The following is a 26,291-nucleotide window of genomic DNA, read 5'->3' on the forward strand; positions in this document are numbered from 1 at the left end:
TGGACTCAAGAGCGCTGCGTTTAGCCAGTAAACACGCGTTATCGTTAATGACCATCGCGAGCAAGCTCGCTCCTACAGTGTGGGTCACGCACATGGTGGCCCTTTTTTGTTCAGCGATGTTTTACAACCGGTCCCGCGCGATACCGCTGCGAATCCGCAGGATGTCCGCCAGCACCGCCAGGGCAATCTCCGCTGGCGTCTTGCTGCCCAGGTTCAGCCCAATTGGCGCATGAATCCGCCCCAACTCGACGTCTCCCAGCCCACCAATGCGCCGCAACCGCTCGAAGCGCTTCTGCGAGGTCTGCATGGAGCCCATCACGCCGATATAGAACGCCTCGGTGCGCACCGCCTCCATCATCGCCAGGTCATCGATGCGCGGATCGTGGGTCAAGGCCACAACCGCCGTATCGCTGTGGCAGCCACCATCGGCAATGAACACCGACGGCAGTTGGCGGCGAATCTCCACGTTTTCCAGTACGACGCCCTCCAGCACTTCGTCTCGCGGGTCACACAGAATCACCTCGAACCCCAGGCCCACGGCAAACTCGGCACAGGCCTGAGCGACACTGGAATACCCGGCCAGCAGCAAGCGCTGGGCGGCGCCGATACGCACACGCACCCGATCGATTTCACGCTCGATACGCACACCCTGCTCACGATCATCGAACAGACTGCGCGCACCGCTGAGCAAATCAACTTCGCGGATCAACCGGCGTCGACCCAACAGTGCCGACTCCAGTTCGCGCAGGTGCGCCTGCACCTCGCAATCGGCGTCAAGCTTCTCGACCAGCACGTCCAGCACCCCGCCGCACGGCAGGCTGACGCGGGAACGTGGATCGTCGCCTTCACCGTAACGAACAACGCTGACCGATTCCAGAAACGCGCCCTCGGCGACTCGCTCGAGAAAGTCTTCCTCGACACAGCCACCCGACAGCGAGCCAATCCAGTGCCCATCAGTGTTCACCGCCAGCAGCGAGCCCGGTGCGCGCGGCGCCGAGCCATAGGTGGCCAGCACCGTACACAGCCAGATGCGCTGACCGGCCGCCGACCACTCCAGCGCCCGGCGCACGACTTGCAGATCGAGATGCTGCATGTCAGTGCGCCTTGTGCTCGAGCGGCGGCGCATCGGCCCGCAACTTCTGCACGTCGTTCACCGCCAGATCATTCGGCTGACCACCCCATCCCTGACGCAGGTAGTTCAACAGATCCGTGAGTTGCTCGGCGCTCAACTTCTCGGCGAACCCTGGCATCGGCTGCATGTGTTCGAAACCGGAGAACTTTTGCTCACCGATACCGTCATCGATCACCCGCACCAGGTTACGCGGATCTTCCAGGCGCAACGTGGTGTTGCCGCGCATGGCCACGGCGATGTGTGGTTTACCCTCGCCGCCAGGCGCATGGCATCCGGCGCAGACGTTCAAATATTCCTGACGGCCGCGCTGGGCACTTGCGCTCAGCTTGTCCAATGGCACTTCGGTGAGCACTTTCGCCGCTGGCGGCTGATCGCCGAGCAGGAAAGTCGCCATCGCCGCCAGATCCGGATCGTTGAGGCCCTGGGTGCTGTTGTGGAACACCGGGAACATCTCGTTGAACATCGTGCCCTGGGCGCTCATGCCGTGCTTGAGGAACGAGCTCAGGTCCTGATGATTCCAGCCACGAGCCGCCAGGTCAGTGGCCAGCAGGCTTGGCGCCAGATAACCATTGAGAAGGCCACCGGTCATGCGCTTGTCCTGCTGCATCGCACCCGGCAAGCCCCGCGGCGTATGGCATTCGCCGCAGTGGCCAAGCACGTCGACCATGTACTGGCCGCGCTTCCAGGCTTCGCTCTTGCCCTCGGCAGGCTCCAGCTTCACATCCTTGCCGTACATCATGTTCCAGCCCATCAGGCCCAGGCGCACGTTGAACGGGAAGCTCAGGCTGGTGACCGGTGCTGCACGCTCGATCGGCTCGACGGTTTTCAGGTAGGCATGGATCGCGTCCGAGTCGGCACGAGGCATCAGGTGATACGAGGTGTACGGCATCGCCGGATACAGGTTGGCGCCATCCCGGCGCTTGCCTTCGGTCAGCGCGGCAAAGAACTCGTCGTCACTGTACAGGCCGATGCCGTGTTCTTTGCTCGGGGTGATGTTGGTGCCGTAGATCGTGCCGAACGGCGACACGATCGGCAGGCCGCCCGCAAAGGGCGCGCCGCCCGGTGCGGTGTGGCACGCCATGCAATCGGCGGCGCGGGCGAGGTATTGGCCTTGCTTGACCTGCGCATCATCGGCGTGGGCCAGCAATGCAGGCGCAGCCAGGCCGACCGCCAACGCCAGGCGGCTAAGTAGAAGTTTCATCCTTAACCCTCCTTGACCAGGCCGAGATCGGTCAGCACGTTGCGTGTGGCGCTGTAGTAGCGCACATATCCGGTGCAACGGCAGATGTGATGACCGAGGCTGTCCTCGATGACTTTTTCCAGCTGGCTTTTGACGATGGGCTGACGCTGCAGCTTTTCCACCAGCACGGTCGCGGCATTCACGAAGCCCGGCGCGCAGTAGCTGCACTGGAAAGCGAATTCATCGACGAAGCGCTGCTGGACCGGGTTCAGCTCGGTGACCTTGCCCTGCTCGTCGCGGGTCGCATGGCCTTCGATGGTCCGGACCTTCTTGCCTTCGAAATAGTGCGCGCCGGTGATGCAGGTGCGCACTTCTTCGCTGGTGCCGTCGGGGTTGTCGACGATCACCACGCAAGCGTGGCAGATGCCCTGGCCGCAACCCAGGCGCGAACCGGTGAGGTTCTTGTACTCGTGCAGGTAGTCGATCATCGGCAGGTCATCAGGGATGTCCACTGGGCCGACGGATTGACCGTTGAGGGTCAGTTGAAGCGGACGGTTAGCCATTGAGGGCCTCCTTGATGCGTGCAGAAGTGATAGGCAGGTCGCGGACACGTTTACCGATGGCATGGGCCACGGCGTTGCCGATGGCACCGACCACCGGGATCATCACCACCTCGGCGATGCCCTTGGACGGGTCGCTCGGCGACAGTGGCGGCAGGATGTCCGCGGTCTGTTTCCACACCGCAACGTGACGCGCCATTGGCAGGCGGTAACGGTTGAAGTTCCAGTCACCCTCCCCCGGCCCGCCCTCATACAGCGGCATCTCTTCCATCAACGCATGGCCGATGCCCATGGCGATACCGCCCTCGAGCTGGCCCTTGACCAGTTCTTCCACCAGCACCCGACCGCACTCGACCCACGAGTGATGATTGAGCACCGACACTTCTGCCGTACCTTTGTTGACCTTCACTTCCACCAGCGTCGCGACCGGGCTGTAGTAAGTCACTGCCGCGTTGTTCAACTGGGTCGCCGGGTAGGCGATGTTCTGCCGATCCAGCAAATGGAAACCGGCGCTGTTCATCTGCGCCTGCTTGGCCTTTGGCGCACCGTCGCCATACTTGACCGCCAGCCCGTCGAGCGGCAGACGCTCACGCACGCCGTCGATGCTGAATTCAGCCTCGGCCCAGCTCCAGCGGTTGAAGCCATGCACGGTCGCGCCAGTCACCAGCCCGCGCTCGTGGGCACGCTTGGCCAGCATCGCAAACGGCAACGGTTCCATGCCGTTGGCGGTGAGCTTGCCGTCGACCCAATGGGCGTCTTCGCGACGCACCACGTATGGGTTGGCCTGGCCGCCGTAAGGGCCTTGTCGCCAGATCTCCAGCGCCGCCGGCCACAGGCCGTGGTTGAACAGCACGCGCGCCGCTTCACGGGTGGCGTGGCTGAAGTAGTAGGCGGAGTTGGTCGCCGACGACGCCGAAGCGATTTTGCCGACCCAGCGCGGGTTACGCAGGAAGTTGTCCTGCTCGGCCTGGCTCATGATGTAAGGGTTGCCGCCGGTGATCAGCTGCATTTCCTTCCAGTCGGTTTCGCCGGTCTTCACTTCGTGCGCAGGCAGACCGAGGAAGTCGGCCACTACCATCGCTTGTGAAGTGGACATGCCGGTGCCGATCTCGATGCCGATGTGACGCAAGTTGATGCGCCCTTCAGCGGTGAATTCGATGCTGGCCATCGGTGCTTCCGAACCGGTACCGAAGTCTTTCTGGCAGATGGCGAAGCCCACCCCGTACCAGTTGTCCGGATCGGCGGCTTCGCGCTGCTGCTTGATCGCGTCGCGGTTCTTCCAGGTGTCGTGGACGGCCGCCTTGTCGAGAATCTCGTGCAGGCGCAACGCACCGGCCGGGATTGCACCCTGGGTGTTTTTCATACCCGAGCGCAGTGCATTCTTGCGGCGCAGCTCAATGGCATCGACGCCGAGGCGATCGGCGATTTCGTCGACCATCATTTCGGTCGACGCCATGCTCTGCAGGGTGCCGTAGCCACGCATCGACCCGGCTTCTACCGCGCGGGAATGGTAAGCGGTGACCTGCAGATCGTTCTGCGGCATGTAGTAGATCGACTGTGCTGCCGTGGCGCCCACTGCAGCCACCGAAGGGCTGTAGTTGATGCGCCCGCCACCGTCGACGCTCATTTCAGCGCGGAAGATCTTGAAGCTGTAGTCGTTCTTGTCCACCGCCAATTGATAGCGAATGTCGAACGGGTGACGCTTGATGCCGCTCTGGAACTGCTCATAGCGGTCGTTGGCCAGGCGCACCGGCACACCGGCGCCGTACAACGCCGCCAGCGCTGCGTAGTAGACGAAGATGTTGTGGTCTTTGGAGCCGTAACCGACGGTATAGCCCGGGTGCATGTTCAGGTTGGCCAGGCCGAAACGCGACGGCGCGATCATTTTCGCGGTTTCGGTCGCAGCTTCCAGCGGGCACTGGGTGGCGACGACGAAATGCAGGGTCTTGGTGGCCGGGTCGTACCAGCCGTTGCCGTTGTCCGGTTCCATGGCGGCCGGTTCGATCGACGGGGTCTTGTAGCGCTCATCGAACACCAGCCAGTTGTCCGGCGGCGCATCGATCTGCTGCTTCATGCGCTCGGCGTAGAACAACCCGCGCTCGGTCAGGTTGCCGTGCAGGTTCGGCTGGGAGTTCCACACCGGACGACGGTTTTTCAGCATCGGGAACAGGATCGAGTCCTTGAGGCTGGCGAACTCATCTTCATCCGCCGAGGTCGCCCCGCCAACGCGCACGTAACGGAAGCTGCCGTACGGATCGCCTTCGTAGAACGGCACTTTGTCGCCGTAGCGGATTGCCTTGTCATTGAACTTGAGCTTGTTCTTGGCCTGACGGAAACGCTCGAAATCGTTCCAGATCAGGATCGCCACGGGGTGCCCGATAAACATCGGCACCTTGCCGGCCGGCAACAGTGGATCCGGTGCATGCTCCTCAGGGAACACGATACCGTCCTTGACCAGGTCTTCGGCGGTAACGATGCGGTCCGGCTGCAACTCGGCACCGAGCCATGACAGATCGATGCCTGCAAAGATGTGGTCGGCCTTGATGGTTTTGAGCAACATGGCGTGGCCTTGTTGCTGCGGCCAGCCCGGCATGTCCTTGGCGCGGATGTCGCGGGCAAAGACTTTGCTGCCGCAGACCTTGGACAAGGCATCGTTACGGGCGCGCGCCTTGCCATTGTTGCCGAGCCACTGCTCGGACGGCACGGTCACGCTGTTTTCCATCAAGGCGGCCAGCGCCTGGCTGCTCAATGGCGTGAGCGTCACGCTCACACCCGCTACCAGCCCGCCCTGAAGGAACGAGCGCCGGGATATATCACGGTTGGACATGGATCATCCTCTGGGCGGTCATGGGGTCCGCCCTTCTGATTATGTACTGGAAATCTCGAGTCTTGCAGAAGCCCTTCTGGACGTGGCAAAGGGCTGTAATGACAGTGCAAAGCTGACCGAAAGGTTAAGTTTATAGACTTACGACCCTGCGGAAAACCAAAAACTGACCAGAAAATCAAAAAAATGCGACTTTTTGGCGCAGTGCATTGAGGGTATCGACGGAAGACGAGAACAAGATTCGCCCTGCCCGAGAACAGGCAAGCAGAAAGGGCTGAGAGGAAAAATACAGGAAGGGAAAAATCAAATTTCAGAAACAAAAAACCCCGGTCTTTCGACCAGGGTCTTTGCTATCGACTCGAAGCAGCCAATGGCTTCTTCGTAGCTCCAAGGCGTTCAGTGGGCCTCGGGGCAGATATGGCGCAGCGGACGGGACTCGAACCCGCGACCCCCGGCGTGACAGGCCGGTATTCTAACCGACTGAACTACCGCTGCGTATCGCTTTGAGCAGATGCTCAAGTAACTCGTCTGATTGAAAACTCAGTAGCTTTTCAATCTCGAGCCAGGCGTGCCTGACTCGGAAAATATGGCGCAGCGGACGGGACTCGAACCCGCGACCCCCGGCGTGACAGGCCGGTATTCTAACCGACTGAACTACCGCTGCGCGTCGGTGGAGGCATTTCAGCCTACCTCTTGCTTTCGCAAGTATCTCGGGAGTGGTGGGTGATGACGGGATCGAACCGCCGACATTCTGCTTGTAAGGCAGACGCTCTCCCAGCTGAGCTAATCACCCGTTTGCATCTCCGAGGCCGCGAAATTTACGCAGGTAACGAACCTAAGTCAATACCCTGCTTGAAGTTTTTCTGAAAAAGACAAAATTCTTTCAATCGGGAGGGCACCTACAGCAGTCAGACCGCTTTCGCGAGCAAGCCCGCTCCCACATTGGACCGCGTTCTTTCAGACACAACACAATCCAATGTGGGAGCGGGCTTGCTCGCGAAGACGGTGGCACTTTCAACATCAATGCCGCAGACAGCGTCCTTGGCCGATTACTCGCTGTAAATCATCTTCTTGGTCATGCCGCCATCGACCACGAATTCCTGACCGGTGACAAATCCGGCATTCCTCGACAGCAGCCAGGCGACCATCGCCGCGACATCCTCAACCGTACCCACCCTGCCCGCCGGATGCTGGGCATGATCGGCCTCGGTCAATGGTTCAGCCCGCCGCACCGAGGGGTCGCGCGCGTCGATCCAGCCAGGACTGACGGCATTGACCCGGATCTCCGGACCAAGACTGATGGCCAACGCGTGAGTCAGGGCCAACAAACCGCCCTTGCTCGCCGCATAGGCTTCCGTGTCGGGTTCCGACTGCCCGGCGCGGGTCGAGGCCAGGTTGACGATGGCACCGCTGTGAGCGCGCAGGTACGGTGCACAGTGCTTGGCCAGCAACATCGGCCCACTGAGGTTCACCGCCAACACCCGATTCCAGTGCGCCAGATCCAGGCTTTCCAGCGTGATGTTGTGTGGATCGGCAACTGCCGCATTGCACACCAGCGCATCGAGGCGCCCGAACTGGCCGAGCACCTCGGCCACGCCCAGCGCGACCTGCCCTTCGTTGGCGACATCCATGGCGATGAACCAGGCGTTGTCGCCCAGCACTTTCGCCACTTTCGAGCCGCGCTCCCGGTCCAGATCCGTCAGCACGACTTGCCAGCCTTCACTGATCAGCCAGGCCGAGATCCCCAGGCCAATGCCCCGCGCAGCACCGGTCACCAGCGCTACGCGGCCATTCGAGCTCGTGGTCGGCGTAGCCAACTCGATCACAGCGCAGCCAGGCCGCGCGCCAGATCGGCTTGCAGGTCCGCCACGTCCTCAAGACCGACCGCAATGCGGATCAGGCTGTCACGAATGCCCGCCGCTTCACGCTCTTGCGGCGCCAGGCGGCCATGGGACGTGGTGCTCGGATGCGTGATGGTGGTCTTGCTGTCACCCAGGTTGGCGGTGATCGAAATCAGGCGCGTGGCATCGATAAAACGCCAGGCCCCCTCTTTGCCACCCTTCACCTCAAAACTGACGACAGCACCGAAACCCTTCTGCTGACGCAGCGCCAGCTCGTGCTGCGGATGGCTCTTGAGGCCGGCGTAATGGACTTTCTCGATGCCTGCCTGCTGCTCCAGCCACTCGGCCAGTTGCTGGGCATTGGCGCAATGCGCTTTCATCCGCAGGTTCAGGGTTTCCAGACCCTTGAGGAAGATCCAGGCGTTGAACGGGCTCAGGGTCGGCCCCGCGGTACGCAGGAAGCCCACCACTTCTTTCATCTGCTCGCTACGACCGGCGACCACGCCGCCCATGCAACGGCCCTGGCCGTCGATGAACTTGGTGGCCGAGTGCACGACGATGTCCGCGCCCATTTTCAGCGGCTGTTGCAGTGCCGGCGTGCAGAAGCAGTTGTCGACCACCAGCATCGCGCCTTTGGCATGCGCGATTTCCGACAGAGCCGCAATGTCCACCAACTCGGCCAACGGATTGGACGGCGATTCGACGAACAGCAGCTTGGTGTTGGCCTTGATCGCCGCATCCCAACCGGACAGATCGGCCAGGGCGACGTAGTCGACTTCGATGCCGAAGCGCTTGAAGTACTTTTCGAACAGACTGATGGTCGAGCCGAAAACGCTGCGCGACACCAGCACATGATCACCGGCGCTGCACAGGCTCATCACCACGGCCATGATGGCCGCCATGCCGGTGGCCGTGGCCACGGCCTGCTCAGCGCTTTCCAGCGCGGCGATGCGCTCTTCGAACGCGCGCACGGTCGGGTTGGTGTAGCGCGAATAGACGTTGCCCGGTACTTCGCCAGCGAAGCGCGCAGCGGCGTCGGCGGCGGTACGGAATACGTAGCTGGAGGTGAAGAACATCGGATCACCGTGTTCGCCTTCCGGCGTGCGGTGCTGACCGGCGCGTACGGCCAGGGTATCGAACGCTACACCTTCGAGGTCGCTGTCCAGCCGACCGGCATCCCATTCCTGACTCATGCTGTCACTCCTTGCCCTGCTCTTGATAGATGAAAGTCTTTTTGCCAGATACAAAACCGGCCCCTCAGGGCCGGTAGTCACTCAGTTGTTGTACAGATCGATGATCGCACTGACTGCCTGCGTCTTGACCTTGGAGGCATCGTTGCGTGCCTGCTCGATCTTGTTCAGGTAAGCCTCGTCGACGTCGCCGGTGACGTACTGGCCATCGAACACCGCGCAATCGAACTTGTCGATCTTGATCTTGCCGCCACCGACCGCTTCGATCAAGTCAGGCAGGTCCTGATAGACCAGCCAGTCGGCGCCGATCAGGTCAGCCACGTCCTGGGTCGAACGGTTGTGGGCGATCAGTTCGTGGGCGCTCGGCATGTCGATGCCGTAGACGTTCGGGTAGCGAACCGCTGGAGCCGCGGAACAGAAGTAAACGTTCTTCGCGCCGGCTTCGCGGGCCATCTGGATGATCTGCTTGCAAGTGGTACCGCGAACGATGGAGTCATCCACCAGCATCACGTTCTTGCCGCGAAATTCCAGCTCGATGGCGTTGAGTTTCTGGCGTACGGATTTTTTCCGCGCGGCCTGGCCCGGCATGATGAAGGTCCGGCCGATGTAGCGGTTCTTCACGAAGCCTTCGCGGAACTTCACGCCCAGGTGGTTCGCCAGTTCCAGCGCCGCGGTGCGGCTGGTGTCCGGAATCGGGATGACCACGTCGATGTCGTGATCCGGACGCTCGCGCTGGATCTTCTCGGCGAGTTTCTCACCCATGCGCAGACGGGCCTTGTAGACCGACACGCCGTCGATGATCGAATCCGGACGCGCCAGGTAGACGTGTTCGAAGATGCACGGGGTGAGGGACGGGTTGGTCGCGCACTGACGGGTGTACAGCTTGCCCTCTTCAGTGATGTAGACCGCTTCGCCGGGAGCCAGGTCGCGAATCAGGGTGAAGCCGAGCACGTCCAGGGAAACGCTTTCCGAGGCGATCATGTACTCGACGCCTTCGTCGGTGTGACGCTGGCCGAAAACGATCGGGCGGATGCCGTGCGGGTCGCGGAAGCCGACGATGCCGTAGCCGGTGATCATCGCTACGACGGCATAACCACCGACGCAACGGTTGTGCACGTCAGTGACGGCGGCGAACACGTCTTCTTCGGTCGGCTGCAACTTGCCGCGCTGGGCCAGTTCGTGCGCAAACACGTTGAGCAGCACTTCCGAATCGGAACTGGTGTTGACGTGGCGCAGGTCGGATTCGTAAATCTCCTTGGCCAGTTGTTCAACGTTGGTCAGGTTACCGTTGTGCGCCAGGGTGATGCCGTAAGGCGAGTTGACGTAAAACGGTTGAGCTTCAGCCGACGTCGAGCTGCCCGCGGTCGGATAACGCACATGGCCAATGCCCATGTGGCCGACCAGGCGCTGCATGTGACGCTGCTGGAACACGTCACGCACCAGACCGTTGTCCTTGCGCAGGAATAACCGGCCATCATGGCTGGTCACGATACCGGCAGCGTCCTGGCCGCGGTGCTGGAGGACGGTTAGCGCGTCATACAGCGCCTGATTGACGTTCGACTTACCGACGATACCGACGATGCCACACATGCGACGCAACCCCTACTTAATGGATCTGAACTGAGCACTACTCACTGAGGCGTTTTGGCCATCGGCAAGAGTTGCTCCTTGAACGGAATATCAGCGGGTACGCTGATTCCGCTGGCAAGCCACTGACTGCTCCACCCGAGGATCAGGTTTTTGGACCAGTCGGCGACCAATAGAAATTTTGGCACGAGCTGTGACTCTTTCCACCACCCGTCCTGCTGTACCGGCCCCAGGCTCAACAGCCCGACGGCGACAACCACCAGCAACCCGCCACGCGCGGCGCCGAAGGCCATGCCGAGGAATCGGTCGGTCCCGGAGAGCCCGGTGACGCGAACCAGTTCGCCGATAAGATAATTGATCATTGCGCCTACGATTAAAGTGGCGACAAACATGATGGCACAGCCCGTGATTATACGGGCCGACGGTGTTTGAATGTACCCGCCCAGGTACTCGGACAGTGAGCCACCGAACATCCAGGCTACGACTCCTGCGATGATCCAGGTCACCAGCGACAGAGCTTCCTTGACGAAGCCGCGGCTCAGACTGATCAATGCGGAGATGGCGACGATTGCTACGATCGCCCAGTCAACCCAGGTAAATGGCACAGTGCAGCCTACAGACGGATAAGGCGGCGCATTTTAGCAGAGCCCATGCTTATCGGTAAGCTGCGATTGTCAGTGCATTTCATATCGGGGCGATAGTTTTAACCACGTTCCGGCTGAAAGCGCACGACAAACCCCTTGAGGTTCTGCTGGCGGTTGAGCAAGTCACGCAGACGGTCGGCTTCAGCGCGCTCGATCAGCGGCCCGACAAACACCCGGTTTTTGCCGTCGGCGGTACGGATGTAGGCGTTGTAACCCTGGCTGCGCAGGGTTTTCTGCAGTTTTTCCGCGCTTTCACGACTCGACAGGCTCGCCAGTTGCACCGACCAGCTGACAGACAAGCCATTGGCATCGACGCGGCTTTGCGTGGTGTCCGGCTTGCCCGGTGCCGCTGTAATGGGCTGGGCAGGCGCTGTCGCAGGCTTGGCGGCCAGAGCCGGGACCGGGGCTGGCGCAGGCGGCGGTGCAACCGGTTTGGCAGCCGCAGCGGTAGCAGGAGCTGGCGCCACCGGCACAGCTGGCACCGCCTGTGCTTCCTGCTGGGCGATTTCGTCATCGCTCGGCACGGGCTCCTGAGGCAAGGCTTGCGGCTCAGGCACCACCACGGGTTCGACCTGCACCTGAGGCATCACAGGCGCCTGCGGAGCCGCAGGGGCTTCGACCGTCACCTGGCGCTGTTCGTCCTGGCGGGAAAACAGCATCGGCAGAAAAATCACCGCCAGCGCAACCAACACCAGGGCGCCAACCATGCGCTGTTTGTATGCCTTATCCAGCAATGCCATTTGCCGCGTCCTCCGTGGAGCGCCGGGCCAGCCATTCAAGGGCCTCGGCGACACAATAAAATGATCCGAACAACAGGATTTCGTCGTCGTTCGTGGCCTGGGCACACTGCCCTTCCAGGGCGGCCGCTACACTTTCGTATGACGTGACCGAAGCACCCAGACCTTGCAACGCATCGTGCAAATCCGCAACCGGACGCGCCCGAGGCGAATCCAGAGGTGCGACAGCCCAGTGCTGGACACTAGCATTCAATTCGCCGACAACACCACCCAGGTCCTTGTCCGCCAGCAGCCCGAACACCGCCAATCGCTTGCCGACCGGCGGGCGACTGGCCAGGCGACGAGCCAGATACTCCGCCGCATGGGGGTTATGCCCCACATCCAGCAATAGATTCAAGCGCTTGCCTTGCCACTCGAACTCGCGGCGATCCAGACGACCGACCACCCTGGTTGCCCGCAGTGCCTCGACAATCTGCGTATCCACCCAAGGCAAGCCGAGCAACAAGTAAGCCTGCAACGCCAGCGCAGCGTTTTCCATCGGCAGATCGAGCAGCGGCAAGTCGCGCAACTCGACTGCATGCCCTTTTGCATCGACACCGCGCCACTGCCAGTTGTGATCGGTCACACCGAGGTCAAAATCGCGCCCACGCAGGAAAAACGGGCAATTGAGCTCGCGCGCCTTGTCCAGCAGAGGTTGTGGCGGATTCAGGTCGCCGCAGAGCGCAGGCGCGCCCTGACGGAAAATACCGGCCTTCTCGAAGGCCACGGACTCACGGGTATCACCGAGGTAATCCGCATGATCGACACCAATACTGGTGACCAGCGCCATGTCGGCGTCCACCACGTTGACCGTGTCCAGACGACCGCCCAGACCGACTTCCAGCACCACGGCATCGAGCCCGGAGCGCTGGAACAGCCAGAATGCCGCCAGGGTGCCCATTTCGAAGTAAGTCAGGGAGGTGTCGCCGCGCCCGGCCTCTACCGCGGCAAAGGCCTCGCACAGCTCGGCATCAGTGGCTTCGATGCCATTGACCTGCACCCGCTCGTTGTAACGCAGCAGGTGCGGGGAGTTGTAAACCCCCACCTTCAAGCCCTGGGCCCGCAGCAAGGACGCCACGAACGCACAGGTGGAACCCTTGCCGTTGGTCCCGGTGACCGTAATCACCCGAGGCGCCGGCTTGCCCAGTCCCATACGGGACGCTACCTGCTGCGACCGCTCCAGGCCCATGTCGATGGCTGAAGGGTGCAACTGCTCAAGGTAGGCGAGCCATTCGCCAAGGGTACGTTGGGTCATAGACTGGCTGGCACCGGCGGAACCACGATCGGTTCGATAGGGGCAGCAACGAACTTAGGCGTCGGCAGGCCCATCATTTGTGCCAACAGGTTGCCCAGACGCGGACGCAGCTCCTGACGGTCGATGATCATGTCGATGGCACCGTGCTCCAGCAGGAATTCGCTGCGCTGGAAGCCTTCCGGCAGTTTTTCGCGCACGGTCTGCTCGATCACACGCGGACCGGCAAAACCGATCAACGCCTTCGGCTCGCCGACAATCACGTCGCCCAGCATCGCCAGACTGGCGGAAACGCCGCCGTAGACCGGGTCGGTCAACACGGAGATGAACGGAATGCCTTCTTCACGCAGACGCGCCAGTACCGCGGAGGTCTTGGCCATTTGCATCAGGGAAATCAGCGCTTCCTGCATCCGCGCACCGCCGGAAGCCGAGAAGCAGACCATCGGGCAACGTTTTTCCAGGGCGTAGTTGGCGGCGCGCACGAAACGCTCACCGACGATGGCGCCCATCGAACCGCCCATGAAGGAAAACTCGAACGCCGAAACCACGATCGGCATGCCCAGCAAAGTGCCGCTCATGGAAACCAGCGCGTCTTTTTCGCCGGTCTGCTTTTGTGCAGCGGTCAGGCGGTCCTTGTATTTCTTGCCGTCGCGGAATTTCAGACGGTCAACCGGCTCCAGGTCCGCACCCAGCTCGGTACGGCCTTCGACGTCGAGGAAGATGTCGATACGGGCGCGGGCGCCGATACGCATGTGATGGTTGCACTTGGGGCAAACGTCCAGGGTCTTTTCCAACTCCGGACGATACAGCACAGCCTCGCAAGACGGGCATTTGTGCCAAAGACCTTCAGGCACCGAGCTCTTCTTGACCTCGGAACGCATGATCGAAGGGATCAGTTTGTCTACTAACCAGTTGCTCATGCTTTCTTTCTCCAGTACCGGCGGCCCGAACGCTCTGGTTCGCAGCCCCGTGTATGCCCTAGCGCTAAATTCATGTGTGCGGCGACGATCGATGGACTGCCACGGTCAGCGCGAAACATGACCTGCGTGCAACCAGAAACCCTCGGATATGCCTGCTTTGTGCAGTGCATCCGCTTTGTACAGTGCAGTGGACGGCGGCAGTCTGCCAGCCGTCACATCAACAGGTGCTACCGCGTACCGCTTTGATGAATGCCTGAATCTTTGCGTGGTCCTTGATGCCCTTGCTCGCCTCTACCCCGCCGCTGACATCCACGGCGTAAGGCCGAACGCGCGCAACCGCCTCGGCGACGTTATCCGGCGTCAGACCGCCCGCCAGAATGATCGGTTTGCTCAGACCTTGCGGTATCAATGACCAGTCGAATGCCTCACCGGTTCCTCCGGGAATACCTTCGACATAGGTGTCGAGCAAAATACCGCTGGCACCTGGATAGGCATCACAAGCTGCCGCGATGTCATCACCGGCCTTGACCCGCAATGCCTTGATGTACGGCCGGTGCCAGCCTTCACACTCGGCGGCGGTTTCGTCGCCATGGAACTGCAACAGGTCCAGGGGCACGGCGTCGAGGATTTCCCCCAGCTCGCAACGGCTGGCATTGACGAACAAGCCCACGGTGGTCACGAACGGCGGCAGCGCCTTGATGATCGAGCGCGCCTGCTGGAACGTCACCGCACGGGGACTTTTGGCGTAAAACACGAATCCGATGGCATCCGCCCCGGCCTCGACGGCTGCCAACGCATCTTCCATGCGGGTAATCCCACAGATCTTGCTGCGAACGGCTGACATGTCGACATAACTCCAAGACAAATCCGGGAAAGTCCCGGATGGTAGCAAAAGCGTTCGAGGGCGTCAGCCGCCAAGTTCCGAGAAGCCGGTCAGGAAGTGCGGACCGATGTAACGCTCGGGCAACTCGAATTCGTCACGGTACTCGACCTGGACCAGATACAAACCGAATGGATGCGCGGTCACGCCACCGGTCCGTCGAATCCGGCTTTCCAGCACCTCTTTCATCCACTCCACCGGACGCTCACCGGCACCGATGGTCATCAGCACGCCGGCAATGTTGCGCACCATGTGATGCAGGAAGGCGCTGGCGCGAATATCCAGCACGATCATTTTGCCGTGACGGGTGACGCGCAGGTGGTGCAGCTCCTTGATCGGCGACTTGGCCTGGCACTGGCCGGCGCGAAAAGCGCTGAAATCATGGGTGCCGAGCAAGTACTGAGCGGCCTCGGCCATGCGCTCGACGTCCAGCGGGCGGTGGTTCCAGGTCACTTCTTCGTTCAGGTGCGCCGGGCGGATCTGATCGTTGTAGATCACATAGCGATAACGCCGGGCAATGGCCTTGAACCGCGCATGGAAATGCGCCGGCATGACCTTGGCCCAACTGACACTGACGTCGTGGGGCAAGTTGATGTTGGCACCCATGGTCCAGGCCTTCATCGAACGCTCGACCTGGGTGTCGAAATGCACCACCTGTCCGCAGGCATGCACCCCGGCGTCGGTACGCCCGGCGCACATCAGCGAAACGGGTGAGTCGGCGACTTTGGACAAGGCGTTTTCGAGGGTTTCCTGCACGGTGAGCACCCCGGACGCCTGGCGCTGCCAGCCGCGGTAGCGCGAGCCCTTGTATTCGACGCCCAGCGCGATCCGGAAAAAGCCGTCGGCTGCCATTTCGGCGGCCGGGTTATCTATATTTGCCAAGGAGGGACAGCCTGCTGATGTACCAAAGGCGGGCATTATAAGGCCGCCGGGCGGGGATGCCAGAGAGATCTCCACTGACTGTTCCGGCCTCTTCGCGGGCAAGCCCGCTCCCACAAGGTTTTGTGAGCGCCACAGAACCCGGTGGGAGCGGGCTTGCTCGCGAAGGCGGCCTGGATGTCGACATCGCTCTTGCGGCCAAACAAAAACGGCAGCCTCAATGGGCTGCCGCTCTGTCTACAACTTGACGTGCACTCAAGCCAGGCGCGAAAGCATTTCCCTGGCTTCGCTCTTCTGCTCGGCACTGCCTTCGCTCACGACCTCTTTGAGGATGTCGCGGGCGCCATCGCTGTCGCCCATGTCGATATAGGCCTGGGCCAGATCGAGCTTGGTAGCGGCCTCGTCAGTACCCGAGAGGAAGTCGAAGTCATCATCGCCTCCCAGCGCGGCATCGGCCTCGGTAAAGGTCGGCTCGCCGATGTCGTTGGACAGGCTCTCCAGCTCGGCGTTGACATCATCCAGCTCTGCCGCGAACGCATCCGGCGCGTCCATTTCGTCGGCCAGCGACAGATCGAAATCGGCCGGCAATTCCAGATCATCCAGCGCGACCTCAGGAACAGCCGGGGTTTCGGCAACCGGGAAATCCTTCACCCCTGCATCCAGATCCAGCAGGAAATCGTCTTCAGCCAGCATCGCCGGCGACGGTTGCGCACCAAGATCCAGGTCAAGATCGAAGTCCGACAGATCGTCGAGGCTTTCCTTGATTTCAGTCTGTTGCTGCAACACCGACTCGAAACTCAGGTCGTCATCCAGCGGGAATTCTTCCAGATCCGCCAGCGCCGTCACTTCAGGCTCCGGCGCAGCTGCAGGCGCCACCGGTGTGATCGTGTCCAGATCGTCCAGGCTCAGGTCGAAGGCGCTGTCGAGATCGTCCTCGAACGGTGCCGGCTCTGGTGCCGGTGCCTGTGGCTCGTCGAGCAACAGATCCTTGACGTATTGCGCGTCCAGCTCGGCAGCAACGGCGGCTGCGGCGATGCCACCGGCAGCCACCAGCGCCATGGCCGGGAAGCGGCTTTTGAGTTTTTCAACCTGGGCGAAGTTGTCGCCATTGGCCACCAACTGACGCTCCTGGCCGACGAACGCATCGCGGTCGCCTTGCTGGCCGTAGACTTCCATCAGCTTCAAGCGCAGGTCGCTGCGCTTGGGCTCTTGCTTGACGCCATCCTCCAGCAATGCGGCAGCCTGGTTCAGGCGACCGGCATTGATGTGCGACTGAGCCTGGCCCAGCACGTCATCGGAGCGCTCGGCAGCCGGCGCCACCAATGGCGCGGCGATCGGCGTGGTCATCACGACCGGGGCAACCACCGGCGCTGGCGCGGGAGCAGGCGTCGGTGCAGTCGCCAGCTTCACGCTCGGCGGCGGAACTTCCAGGCCTTCGAAGCTGCTTTCCGGCAAATCGAGATCGGCCGAGAACGGCTGTTCTTCGGCCAAGGCACGCGCCATGCGCATATGTTTCTCGGCTTCTTGCTGGGCTTTGCGGCGGCGCGCCAGCAACAGCAGCAAGAGCAGCAGAATCACCGCACCGCCACCCACCAAGCCCAGCAGCACAGGATTGGTCAGCAACTCATTGAATTTCTGATCGTCGGAGGCGACCGGTGTCGCCTCGACAGGTTTCTCGGCCGGCGCCGGAGCTGCCTCGGGCGCCGTGGCCACTGGCGCCGCAGCTTCTGCCGGAGCAGGCGCGGCCACCGGGCTTGCAGCCAGCTCGGCCGACATTGCCGGGGCCGCTGCGGCGGCGGGTGCGCCATTCGCGCCCTCGACCTGCAACTTGGCCAGTTGATTGTTCTTCAACTCGATCAGGCGTTGCAGCTTGTCCACCTGACTTTGCAGGTCGGCCATGCGGCTTTTCAGTTCGGCGTTATCACGACGACTGGTGTCGAGGCTTTCCTGGGTCAGCGCCAGCTTGTTGGCGAGGGCCGTGGCATCTCCGGCAGCACCTTTGCCACGGTTCTTGCCGGATTCGGCGGAAACCAGGCTCAGCTTGTCAACGGCCGCTTGAGCCGCAGCACCATCGGTGCGAGCGCGATTGGTGGCGTCGATCTGCTGCTGCCCTGCCCCGGGCTTGGCCACATAACGGCGGCCCTGACGCCAGGCCTTGTTTTGCGCGGCCACTTCGGCAATGGCCTTGGGTTGCGCCAGGTTCGTGCTCTGCGCCTGGTCCGGCAGGCGCAGCACCTGGCCGGTTTTCAAGCGGTTGATGTTGCCGTCAATGAAGGCGTCCGGGTTCAGTGCCTGGATGGCCAGCATGGTTTGCTGGATCGAACCGCCATTACGCGCTTTTGCGGCGATTTCCCACAGGGTATCCCGTGGCGTGGTGGTGTATCGGGACGGCTTGGTCGCACCGGTAACCGGCGCGGCGACGGATTGAGTCGGTACAGGCTGCGCAGCCGCCTCGGCGGTCTGCGGCGAGAATTTCGATGGATCGAGCAACACACTGTAGTCGCGCAGCAAACGGCCGTTCGGCCACATGACCTGAACCAGGAACTTCACCATGGGTTCGGAAAGTGGCTTGCTGGAGGTCACGCGCAGGATGCTTTTGCCGCTGGCGTTAAGCACCGGGGTGAAGGTCAAGTCATTGAGAAACGCCTGGCGATCGACACCGGCCTTGGTGAAATCTTCCGGCGAAGCCAGGCTCGGCACCACTTCAGCAGCGGTGAGGTCCTTGACATCGAGCAGCTCGATTTCCGCTACCAGCGGCTGGTTGAGCGTCGATTTCAGGGTCAACTCCCCGAGCCCGAGGGCATGCGCCATACCGGAGGACAGCGCCGAGGCGGCCGCTATTGCTAACACCAGTTTGCGAACTTGAACCATTAGCTCATCCTTAGTTTGAACATTCCTCGGCCAGCGAGAAGGTATTGATAGCCGCTGCCGTAAGGCATTGCGCGCAACGGCGAGAGTCGTCGCGCGCGGTCATTTCATTGATGCCCCGGAAAGCCCCGCAAAGTGGCTCGCCTTCAGCATTCCGGCAAGCATAGGCTCGCCCGGAATCATTCGACAAATTGTTGCAAAGTATCTTTTACAGCAGGTCTTTTATCAACAACTCAGCCAGCTGCACAGCGTTGAGCGCTGCGCCTTTGCGTACGTTATCTGACGTCAGCCACAAATTAAGTTCCGACAGGTCGTCGATACCCTGGCGAACCCGACCCACATAAACCACATCCTGCCCTACCGCATCGCCCACCGGCGTCGGGTAATCGCCGGCTTCCACCAGCTCGATTCCGGGTGCGTCCTCCAGGGCTGCATTGACCTTCGCCAGGTCGATTTCACTCGCGGACTGCAGGGTCACGCTATAGCTATCGCCAAAAAACACCGGGGCTTGAATGCAAGTGACGGAAATCTTCAATGAAGGCAACGCCATGACCTGGCGCAGCTCACGCACCAGGCGCTTTTCCAGCAACGTATGACCTTGCTCATCCGGTTTGCCGACCTGGGCCAACAGGTTGAAGGCCATTTGCCGATCAAAGAATTTCGGTTCCAGCGGCCGCACATTCAGCAGTTCGGCGGTTTGCCGGGCGAGTTCGGTCACCGCTTCGCGGCCCTGGGCCGATACTGCCAGGCTGGCGGTCAGGCTGATGCGCTGCAAATCGAGCAATTCCATCAGCGGCGCGAGCACCACCGCCAGCGTGGTGGCCGACGGACTTGGACTGCTGACCTGAAACGGTCTTTTCAAGCCGGCCAACACCTGAGCGTTGGCCTCGGGCACGACCTGCGGCGCCTTTTCCGCCGGCAAGGCACCGGAGAGATCGATCACCGAGCAACCGACATCGGTCGCACGGGAAGCAAAACTCAACGAAACCGCCGGGCCGGCGGCAAAGAATGCCAACTGCACCTTGCTGAAGTCGAACTCATCGACTTCCCGCACCCGCACGTTCTTGCCGCGAAACGGTACGGAACTGCCAGCCGATTCGCTGCTGGCCAACAGGTGAAGGGTGCCGATCGGGAAATCGCGCTCTTCGAGAATCTGCACAAGTGTTTCGCCAACAGTACCGGTGGCGCCGATCACGGCAATATCAATGGACTGGCTCATGGTTTGACCTCTGGCGAAACGGGGGGAGCGGCACTTTACCGGGTGACTGGCATGCAGGCAATTCGGCCGAGCCTTGTGTTGGCTGTGATGGCCCCTTCGCGAGCAAGCCCGCTCCCACAAGGATAAAAAAACCCGCGCCTCTCTCAAAGCGCGGGTTCTTTCATTGCTTCAAACAATCAACGCTCGAGCAGGATCCGCAGCATGCGACGCAGCGGTTCGGCCGCGCCCCACAGCAGCTGGTCGCCGACGGTAAACGCGCCGACGAATTGCGAACCCATGTTCAGCTTGCGCAGACGGCCAACCGGGATGTTCAGGGTGCCGGTGACCTTGTTCGGGCTCAGCTCCTGAATGCTGGTCTCACGGTTGTTCGGCACCAGCTTGACCCAAGGGTTGTGCTGGCTGATCAACCCTTCGATATCAGCGATCGGTACATCTTTGTTCAGCTTGATGGTCAGTGCCTGGCTGTGGCAGCGCATGGCGCCGATACGCACGCAGATGCCATCGACCGGGATCGGGCTCTTGAAGCGACCGAGGATCTTGTTGGTCTCGGCCTGGGCCTTCCACTCTTCGCGGCTCTGGCCGTTCGGCAGTTCCTTGTCGATCCACGGGATCAGGCTGCCGGCCAGCGGTACGCCGAAGTTTTCGGTCGGGTATGCATCGCTGCGCATGGCTTCGGCAACACGACGGTCGATGTCGAGGATCGCGCTGGCCGGATCGGCCAATTGATCGGCGACAGAGGCGTGGGTCGCGCCCATTTGCTTGATCAGTTCACGCATGTTCTGCGCGCCGGCACCGGAGGCCGCCTGATAGGTCATGGCGCTCATCCACTCCACCAGGCCAGCTTCGAACAGGCCACCGAGGCCCATCAGCATCAGGCTGACGGTGCAGTTGCCGCCGATGTAGTTCTTGGTGCCCGCGTCCAGTTGCTGGTCGATGACCTTGCGGTTCACCGGGTCCAGAACGATCACTGCGTCATCCTGCATGCGCAGGCTGGACGCGGCGTCGATCCAGTAGCCCTGCCAGCCGGCTTCGCGCAGCTTGGGGAAGACTTCGCTGGTGTAGTCGCCACCCTGGCAGGTCAGAATCACGTCGAGGGTTTTCAGCTCTTCAATGCTGTAAGCGTCCTTGAGCGGAGCAATGTCCTTGCCCACGGACGGGCCTTGGCCACCGACATTGGAAGTGGTGAAAAACACCGGCTCGATTAGATCGAAATCCTGCTCTTCCAGCATCCGCTGCATGAGCACGGAACCGACCATACCGCGCCAACCGATCAGACCTACACGTTTCATCGCAACTACACCTTCTTGAAATGTGGGCCGCTGCCTTGTCTTGAATTTGGCAGCGGGCCCGAGAGATTACAGATTCCGCAGCGCGGCGACTACTGCGTCACCCATTTCCTGCGTACCGACTTTAGTGCAACCGGCCGACCAGATGTCACCGGTGCGCAAGCCCTGATCCAGCACCAGGCTGACGGCTTTCTCGATGGCATCGGCCGCAGCCTGCTGGTTGAAGCTGTAACGCAACATCATCGACACCGACAAAATGGTCGCCAGCGGGTTGGCAATGCCCTTGCCCGCGATGTCCGGCGCCGAACCGTGGCACGGCTCGTACATGCCTTTGTTGTTGGTGTCCAGGGACGCCGACGGCAGCATGCCGATGGAGCCGGTGAGCATCGAGGCCTGGTCGGACAGGATGTCGCCGAACATGTTGTCGGTGACGATCACGTCGAACTGCTTCGGTGCACGCACCAGTTGCATGGCGGCGTTGTCGACGTACATGTGGCTCAGTTCGACTTCAGGGTAATCCTTGGCCACTTGTTCGACCACTTCACGCCACAGCTGGCTGGACGCCAGTACGTTGGCCTTGTCCACCGAGCACAGCTTCTTGCCACGCACCATGGCCATGTCGAAACCGACTCGGGCGATACGGCGGATTTCGCTTTCGCTGTACGGCAGGGTGTCGTAGGACTGACGCTCGCCGTTTTCCAGGGTACGGGTACCACGTGGCGCGCCGAAGTAGATGCCGCCGGTCAGTTCGCGAACGATCAGGATGTCCAGCCCGGCAACGATTTCCGGCTTCAGGCTGGAAGCCTCGGCCAGTTGCGGGTACAGGATCGCCGGACGCAGGTTGCCGAACAGGCCCAGTTGCGCACGGATTTTCAGCAGGCCGCGCTCAGGGCGGATGTCACGCTCGATCGTGTCCCATTTCGGGCCGCCAACGGCGCCCAGCAACACCGCATCGGCTGCACGGGCACGTTCCAGGGTCTCGTCGGCCAGCGGCACGCCGTGCTTGTCGATGGCCGCGCCACCGATCACATCAAAGCTCAGCTCGAAGCCCAGGGCGAACTTGTCGCTGGCCAATTCCAGAACCTTGACCGCCTCGGCCATGATTTCCGGGCCAATACCGTCACCTGGGAGAATCAGAATCTGCTTGCTCATGCTTTCCTCATGTCATCAGTCGGTGCGCCCTTGGGCGCGCCCGGAAAAATTCTATCGTTCAGAGCTTATCGTTCAGCCATCAGCACCAGCACATCGGTACTGAACGAACCATCGGCCTCAATCTCGAAATATTCGCGCACTTCACTGCCCATCGACTGCTGCAACGCCCGGATCGCCGCGCGCATCACTTCAGGTGTGCGCATGCGTTCGACCCAGCTGTTGTACTCCAGGCGCAAGCGCTGACGGGTGGTACTGCGCGTATGCAGCCCCGCCTCGCTGACCTGGCGCAACCACTCACCGGCGGAGTAATCACGCACATGGCTGGTGTCGCGCAGCACTTCGACGCTTTGCAGGTAAGTGTCGAACAGCGGGCTGCCCGGTGACAACACGTCGATGAACGCCGCCACCCCGCCCGGCTTCAACACCCGACGCACTTCCCGCAGGGCAACACCAAGATCGCTCCAATGGTGCGCCGAATAGCGGCTGAAGACGAAATCAAACTCGCCATCGGCGAACGGCAGGCGCTCGGCGGCACCCTTGACCGTGGTCACGTTGCTCAAGCCACGATCGACAGCAGCGCCAGCCACTACGTCAAGCATCTGCTGCGACAGGTCGTAGGCCACCACTTCCCTGACCAGCGGCGCCACATGAAAACTCACGTGACCGGCGCCGCAGCCCAAATCCAGCACCCGGGCTTCGCCCTGCCCTGCCAGTTCCGCCTGTAGCAGCGCGAATTCAGTGCCCTGGGCGTGTACGGCGCTGCTCAGGTAGGCCGAAGCCTGTTCACCGAATTGCTTTTGGACTACCTGGGTGTGCTGGGCGGTGCTGGTCATTGGGACTTCCTTTTGGGGTGAGTCTTGTGGTGTCTGGGCGGCCGTCTTCGCGAGCAAGCCCGCTCCCACATTGGAATGCATTTCAAAATGTGGGAGCGGGCTTGCTCGCGAAGAGGCCGGCCCTATCTATACAAATCCCGGATCAATCAAGCGTCGCGAAACAACCACGGCTGGCTCGCCCGATGCCTGGCTTCGAACGCAGCAATCGCATCGCCGTCCTGCAAGGTCAGGCCGATATCGTCCAGGCCATTGAGCAGGCAATGCTTGCGGAACGCGTCTATTTCGAAGCTCAACACCTTGCCGTCAGGGCGGGTCACGGTCTGGGCCTGCAGATCGACCTGCAGCTGATAGCCCGGATTGGCCTCGACCTGCTGGAACAGTTCGTCAACTTCGGCATCGCTCAAGATGATCGGCAACAAGCCGTTCTTGAAGCTGTTGTTGAAGAAGATGTCGGCATAGCTCGGCGCGATGATGCTGCGGAAACCGTACTCTTCGAGCGCCCACGGCGCGTGCTCACGGCTGGAGCCGCAACCGAAGTTCTCGCGGGCCAGCAAGACGCTGGCGCCCTGGTAACGTTCGGCGTTGAGGACGAAGTCCTTGTTCAGCGGACGCCTGGAGTTGTCCTGGTACGGCTGCCCCACATCCAGGTAGCGCCACTCATCGAACAGGTTCGGGCCGAAGCCCGTACGCTTGATCGACTTCAGGAACTGCTTCGGGATGATCTGGTCGGTATCGACGTTGGCACGATCCAAAGGTGCAACAAGACCAGTATGTTGGGTAAATGCTCTCATGCTTACTGCGCTCCCTGAATCATTTCACGGACGTCGACGAAACGACCGTTCACAGCGGCGGCCGCGGCCATGGCCGGGCTGACGAGGTGGGTACGACCGCCGGCGCCCTGACGGCCTTCGAAGTTGCGGTTGGAGGTCGAGGCGCAATGCTCGCCCGACTCCAAACGGTCCGGGTTCATCGCCAGGCACATCGAGCAACCCGGCTCGCGCCATTCGAAACCGGCTTCGAGGAAAATCTTGTCCAGGCCTTCCAATTCGGCCTGCGCCTTCACCAGGCCCGAGCCCGGCACCACGATGGCCTGCTTGATGGTCGAAGCCACCTTGCGGCCCTTGGCGATCACGGCCGCAGCACGCAAGTCTTCGATCCGCGAGTTGGTGCAGGAACCGATGAACACGCGGTCGAGCTGAATGTCGGTGATCGCCTGATTGGCGGTCAAACCCATGTACTTCAAGGCGCGCACGATGGAATCGCGCTTGACCAGGTCCATTTCCTTCGCAGGGTCCGGCACGTTCTGATCGACCGCCAGGACCATTTCCGGCGAAGTACCCCAGCTGACTTGCGGCTTGATCTGGGTGGCGTCGAGCTCAACGATGGTGTCGAACCTGGCATCGGCGTCGGAGACCAGATCTTTCCAGGCCTCAACGGCCAGATCCCACTCCGCGCCCTTCGGAGCAAATGGACGGCCCTTCACATAGGCCACGGTTTTTTCGTCGGCGGCTACCAGCCCAACGCGAGCGCCGGCTTCGATGGACATGTTGCAGATGGTCATGCGGCCTTCCACGGACAGGTCGCGAATCGCGCTGCCGGCGAATTCGATGGCGTGGCCGTTACCGCCAGCGGTACCGATCTTGCCGATCACGGCAAGCACGATGTCCTTGGCGGTGACGCCGAACGGCAATTGGCCTTCGACGCGCACCAGCATGTTCTTCATTTTCTTGGCGACCAGGCACTGGGTGGCGAGCACGTGCTCGACCTCGGAGGTGCCGATACCATGAGCCAATGCGCCGAATGCGCCATGGGTCGAAGTATGGGAGTCGCCGCAGACCACGGTCATGCCCGGCAAGGTTGCGCCCTGCTCCGGGCCGATGACGTGGACGATGCCCTGGCGAACGTCATTCATCTTGAATTCGACGATGCCGTACTCGTCGCAGTTGTCATCGAGGGTCTGGACTTGCAGACGCGAGACCTGGTCAACGATGGCGTCGATGCCGCCCTTGCGCTCCGGCGTGGTCGGTACGTTGTGGTCCGGGGTCGCGATGTTGGCATCGATGCGCCATGGCTTGCGCCCGGCCAGACGCAGGCCTTCAAAGGCTTGCGGCGAGGTCACTTCGTGGATGATGTGACGATCGATGTAGATCAGCGCAGAGCCATCGTCGCGCTGCTTGACCAAATGCGAATCCCAGAGCTTGTCGTAGAGCGTTTTGCCGGCCATCAGACGGTTTCCTCATCAGCTTGTTTCTATGCCCCGGGCTTTGACGATTTCAATAACCCTTTGGCTTGTGAGGTCGATCCTAGGGGGTTACATTAAATAACTCAAATTCATATTTTTTATGCTTTGGATAACCAACTGGAATGCATCCATGGACCTGGCCAATCTCAATGCCTTTATCGCCATCGCCGAGACCGGAAGCTTCTCCGGCGCCGGCGAACGCCTGCACCTGACCCAACCCGCCATCAGCAAACGCATCGCCGGGCTGGAGCAGCAATTGAAGGTGCGGCTGTTCGACCGACTGGGTCGTGAAGTGGGCCTGACCGAAGCCGGGCGCGCCCTGTTGCCGCGGGCCTATCAGATTCTGAACGTCCTCGATGATACGCGCCGGGCCCTGACCAACCTCACCGGCGAGGTGACCGGTCGTCTGACCCTGGCCACCAGTCACCACATCGGCCTGCACCGTTTGCCGCCTTTATTGAGGGAGTTCACCCGACGCTACCCTGACGTCGCGCTGGATATCCAGTTTCTCGATTCGGAAGTGGCCTACGAGGAAATCCTGCATGGCCGCGCCGAACTGGCGGTCATTACCCTGGCACCGGAACCCCATGCACTGGTCAAGGCCACGCCGGTGTGGGACGACCCGCTGGATTTCGTGGTCGCCCCGGAGCATTCTCTGCTCAACAACGGCAAGGTCAGCCTGGCGGACATCGCCCGACACCCGGCGGTATTCCCCGGTGGCAACACGTTCACCCACCACATCGTGCAACGGCTGTTCGAAGCCCAGGGCCTGACGCCAAACATTGCCATGAGCACCAACTACCTGGAAACCATCAAGATGATGGTATCGATCGGCCTGGCGTGGAGTGTTTTGCCGCGCACCATGCTCGATGACCAGGTGGCGCGCATACCTTTGCCGGGCATACAGCTCACTCGCCAGCTAGGCTATATCCTGCACACGGAAAGGACGCTGTCGAATGCTGCGCGGGCCTTCATGGCCTTGCTGGACGCTCAACTCGAACTGCCAGGGACTCAAGGCTAACTTGT

21 protein-coding genes and 3 tRNA genes are annotated in these 26,291 nt (G+C 61.4%); 1 reads left to right on the plus strand and 23 read right to left on the minus strand.

All coding sequences use genetic code 11. The features are described 5' to 3' along the window. Positions 1–121 precede the first annotated feature (121 nt). The 23 genes from ACEN8Q_RS13250 to leuC form a co-directional block, all read right to left on the minus strand. Positions 122–1,093, minus strand: coding sequence for an XdhC family protein (locus ACEN8Q_RS13250; RefSeq protein ID WP_413705315.1), 972 nt, complete (start codon positions 1,091–1,093; stop codon positions 122–124). Position 1,094: 1 nt separating this feature from the next. Continuing rightward, complete coding sequence (locus ACEN8Q_RS13255) at positions 1,095–2,333, minus strand: c-type cytochrome (protein WP_413705316.1); 1,239 nt, start codon at positions 2,331–2,333, stop codon at positions 1,095–1,097. 2 nt (positions 2,334–2,335) lie between these two features. After that, positions 2,336–2,875 carry a (2Fe-2S)-binding protein gene (locus ACEN8Q_RS13260; protein WP_413705317.1) on the minus strand — a complete coding sequence of 180 codons (540 nt, stop codon included), beginning with the start codon at positions 2,873–2,875 and terminating at the stop codon, positions 2,336–2,338. Next, entirely contained in the window at positions 2,868–5,699 is a 2,832-nt protein-coding gene (locus tag ACEN8Q_RS13265) for a xanthine dehydrogenase family protein molybdopterin-binding subunit (RefSeq protein ID WP_413422257.1), read from the minus strand. Before ACEN8Q_RS13265 ends, ACEN8Q_RS13260 begins: the two co-directional genes overlap by 8 nt. A gap of 415 nt (positions 5,700–6,114) precedes the next feature. Next, a tRNA-Asp gene (locus tag ACEN8Q_RS13270) sits at positions 6,115–6,191 on the minus strand. A 92-nt stretch (positions 6,192–6,283) separates the two neighbouring features. Further along, a tRNA-Asp gene (locus ACEN8Q_RS13275) sits at positions 6,284–6,360 on the minus strand. A gap of 53 nt (positions 6,361–6,413) precedes the next feature. Continuing rightward, positions 6,414–6,489 (minus strand) — tRNA-Val (locus ACEN8Q_RS13280). 256 nt (positions 6,490–6,745) lie between these two features. After that, the gene (locus tag ACEN8Q_RS13285; RefSeq protein ID WP_413428629.1) at positions 6,746–7,522 is read right to left on the minus strand and encodes an SDR family oxidoreductase; all 777 of its coding nucleotides are present in this window, start codon (positions 7,520–7,522) and stop codon (positions 6,746–6,748) included. Beyond that, entirely contained in the window at positions 7,519–8,730 is a 1,212-nt protein-coding gene (locus ACEN8Q_RS13290; RefSeq protein ID WP_413428628.1) for an O-succinylhomoserine sulfhydrylase, read from the minus strand. Before ACEN8Q_RS13290 ends, ACEN8Q_RS13285 begins: the two co-directional genes overlap by 4 nt. An 81-nt stretch (positions 8,731–8,811) precedes the next feature. Further along, a complete protein-coding gene (purF, locus tag ACEN8Q_RS13295) occupies positions 8,812–10,317 on the minus strand; it encodes an amidophosphoribosyltransferase (protein ID WP_008016246.1) in 1,506 nt (501 codons plus the stop codon). Positions 10,318–10,358: 41 nt separating this feature from the next. Then, positions 10,359–10,919 (minus strand): CvpA family protein, encoded by a 561-nt coding sequence (locus tag ACEN8Q_RS13300; RefSeq protein ID WP_008016245.1) that lies wholly within the window; start codon positions 10,917–10,919, stop codon positions 10,359–10,361. 98 nt (positions 10,920–11,017) lie between these two features. Then, a complete protein-coding gene (locus ACEN8Q_RS13305) occupies positions 11,018–11,698 on the minus strand; it encodes an SPOR domain-containing protein (RefSeq protein WP_413428627.1) in 681 nt (226 codons plus the stop codon). Continuing rightward, entirely contained in the window at positions 11,682–12,989 is a 1,308-nt protein-coding gene (gene folC / locus ACEN8Q_RS13310; protein WP_413428626.1) for a bifunctional tetrahydrofolate synthase/dihydrofolate synthase, read from the minus strand. Before folC ends, ACEN8Q_RS13305 begins: the two co-directional genes overlap by 17 nt. After that, on the minus strand, positions 12,986–13,906 hold the full coding sequence (gene accD / locus ACEN8Q_RS13315; RefSeq protein ID WP_007975665.1) for an acetyl-CoA carboxylase, carboxyltransferase subunit beta: 921 nt from the start codon (positions 13,904–13,906) through the stop codon (positions 12,986–12,988). The genes folC and accD overlap by 4 nt, the downstream gene beginning before the upstream one ends. Before the next feature lie 217 nt (positions 13,907–14,123). Beyond that, on the minus strand, positions 14,124–14,750 hold the full coding sequence (locus ACEN8Q_RS13320) for a phosphoribosylanthranilate isomerase (RefSeq protein ID WP_413428625.1): 627 nt from the start codon (positions 14,748–14,750) through the stop codon (positions 14,124–14,126). A 63-nt stretch (positions 14,751–14,813) separates the two neighbouring features. After that, positions 14,814–15,638 carry a tRNA pseudouridine(38-40) synthase TruA gene (gene truA / locus ACEN8Q_RS13325; RefSeq protein ID WP_032829430.1) on the minus strand — a complete coding sequence of 275 codons (825 nt, stop codon included), beginning with the start codon at positions 15,636–15,638 and terminating at the stop codon, positions 14,814–14,816. Positions 15,639–15,920: 282 nt separating this feature from the next. Next, a complete protein-coding gene (locus tag ACEN8Q_RS13330; RefSeq protein WP_413705318.1) occupies positions 15,921–18,536 on the minus strand; it encodes a FimV/HubP family polar landmark protein in 2,616 nt (871 codons plus the stop codon). A 205-nt stretch (positions 18,537–18,741) separates the two neighbouring features. Beyond that, positions 18,742–19,752, minus strand: a complete 1,011-nt coding sequence (locus tag ACEN8Q_RS13335; RefSeq protein WP_413428426.1) for an aspartate-semialdehyde dehydrogenase — start codon at positions 19,750–19,752, stop codon at positions 18,742–18,744. Positions 19,753–19,928: 176 nt separating this feature from the next. Further along, on the minus strand, positions 19,929–21,041 hold the full coding sequence (gene asd, locus ACEN8Q_RS13340; RefSeq protein WP_007986960.1) for an aspartate-semialdehyde dehydrogenase: 1,113 nt from the start codon (positions 21,039–21,041) through the stop codon (positions 19,929–19,931). 66 nt (positions 21,042–21,107) lie between these two features. Continuing rightward, positions 21,108–22,190, minus strand: a complete 1,083-nt coding sequence (gene leuB / locus ACEN8Q_RS13345; protein WP_413705319.1) for a 3-isopropylmalate dehydrogenase — start codon at positions 22,188–22,190, stop codon at positions 21,108–21,110. A 65-nt stretch (positions 22,191–22,255) separates the two neighbouring features. Continuing rightward, positions 22,256–23,023 carry a class I SAM-dependent methyltransferase gene (locus ACEN8Q_RS13350; protein WP_413705320.1) on the minus strand — a complete coding sequence of 256 codons (768 nt, stop codon included), beginning with the start codon at positions 23,021–23,023 and terminating at the stop codon, positions 22,256–22,258. 146 nt (positions 23,024–23,169) lie between these two features. Beyond that, positions 23,170–23,814 (minus strand): 3-isopropylmalate dehydratase small subunit, encoded by a 645-nt coding sequence (gene leuD / locus ACEN8Q_RS13355; RefSeq protein ID WP_413428423.1) that lies wholly within the window; start codon positions 23,812–23,814, stop codon positions 23,170–23,172. Positions 23,815–23,816: 2 nt separating this feature from the next. Beyond that, positions 23,817–25,247: a 3-isopropylmalate dehydratase large subunit gene (gene leuC, locus ACEN8Q_RS13360; RefSeq protein WP_413428422.1), complete on the minus strand. Its 1,431-nt coding sequence runs from the start codon at positions 25,245–25,247 to the stop codon at positions 23,817–23,819. A 148-nt stretch (positions 25,248–25,395) separates the two neighbouring features. Between leuC and ACEN8Q_RS13365 the strand changes: the two genes are divergently transcribed. Then, on the plus strand, positions 25,396–26,286 hold the full coding sequence (locus ACEN8Q_RS13365) for a LysR family transcriptional regulator (protein WP_413705321.1): 891 nt from the start codon (positions 25,396–25,398) through the stop codon (positions 26,284–26,286). The last annotated feature ends 5 nt before the right edge of the window (positions 26,287–26,291 follow it).

The sequence above is a fragment of the Pseudomonas sp. Pseusp16 genome (assembly GCF_047324915.1).
Classification (GTDB): Bacteria; Pseudomonadota; Gammaproteobacteria; order Pseudomonadales; family Pseudomonadaceae; genus Aquipseudomonas; species Aquipseudomonas fluorescens_CD.

Excerpts from the sequence above, each read along its gene's own strand:
- ACEN8Q_RS13250 (WP_413705315.1), bottom strand. The coding sequence starts at position 1,093 with ATGCAGCATCTCGATCTGCAAGTCGTGCGCCGGGCGCTGGAGTGGTCG.
- ACEN8Q_RS13255 (WP_413705316.1), bottom strand. The coding sequence starts at position 2,333 with ATGAAACTTCTACTTAGCCGCCTGGCGTTGGCGGTCGGCCTGGCTGCG.
- ACEN8Q_RS13260 (WP_413705317.1), bottom strand. The coding sequence starts at position 2,875 with ATGGCTAACCGTCCGCTTCAACTGACCCTCAACGGTCAATCCGTCGGC.
- ACEN8Q_RS13265 (WP_413422257.1), bottom strand. The coding sequence starts at position 5,699 with ATGTCCAACCGTGATATATCCCGGCGCTCGTTCCTTCAGGGCGGGCTG.
- ACEN8Q_RS13290 (WP_413428628.1), bottom strand. The coding sequence starts at position 8,730 with ATGAGTCAGGAATGGGATGCCGGTCGGCTGGACAGCGACCTCGAAGGT.
- purF (WP_008016246.1), bottom strand. The coding sequence starts at position 10,317 with ATGTGTGGCATCGTCGGTATCGTCGGTAAGTCGAACGTCAATCAGGCG.
- ACEN8Q_RS13305 (WP_413428627.1), bottom strand. The coding sequence starts at position 11,698 with ATGGCATTGCTGGATAAGGCATACAAACAGCGCATGGTTGGCGCCCTG.
- folC (WP_413428626.1), bottom strand. The coding sequence starts at position 12,989 with ATGACCCAACGTACCCTTGGCGAATGGCTCGCCTACCTTGAGCAGTTG.
- accD (WP_007975665.1), bottom strand. The coding sequence starts at position 13,906 with ATGAGCAACTGGTTAGTAGACAAACTGATCCCTTCGATCATGCGTTCC.
- ACEN8Q_RS13320 (WP_413428625.1), bottom strand. The coding sequence starts at position 14,750 with ATGTCAGCCGTTCGCAGCAAGATCTGTGGGATTACCCGCATGGAAGAT.
- truA (WP_032829430.1), bottom strand. The coding sequence starts at position 15,638 with ATGGCAGCCGACGGCTTTTTCCGGATCGCGCTGGGCGTCGAATACAAG.
- ACEN8Q_RS13330 (WP_413705318.1), bottom strand. The coding sequence starts at position 18,536 with ATGGTTCAAGTTCGCAAACTGGTGTTAGCAATAGCGGCCGCCTCGGCG.
- ACEN8Q_RS13335 (WP_413428426.1), bottom strand. The coding sequence starts at position 19,752 with ATGAGCCAGTCCATTGATATTGCCGTGATCGGCGCCACCGGTACTGTT.
- asd (WP_007986960.1), bottom strand. The coding sequence starts at position 21,041 with ATGAAACGTGTAGGTCTGATCGGTTGGCGCGGTATGGTCGGTTCCGTG.
- leuB (WP_413705319.1), bottom strand. The coding sequence starts at position 22,190 with ATGAGCAAGCAGATTCTGATTCTCCCAGGTGACGGTATTGGCCCGGAA.
- ACEN8Q_RS13350 (WP_413705320.1), bottom strand. The coding sequence starts at position 23,023 with ATGACCAGCACCGCCCAGCACACCCAGGTAGTCCAAAAGCAATTCGGT.
- leuD (WP_413428423.1), bottom strand. The coding sequence starts at position 23,814 with ATGAGAGCATTTACCCAACATACTGGTCTTGTTGCACCTTTGGATCGT.
- leuC (WP_413428422.1), bottom strand. The coding sequence starts at position 25,247 with ATGGCCGGCAAAACGCTCTACGACAAGCTCTGGGATTCGCATTTGGTC.
- ACEN8Q_RS13365 (WP_413705321.1), top strand. The coding sequence starts at position 25,396 with ATGGACCTGGCCAATCTCAATGCCTTTATCGCCATCGCCGAGACCGGA.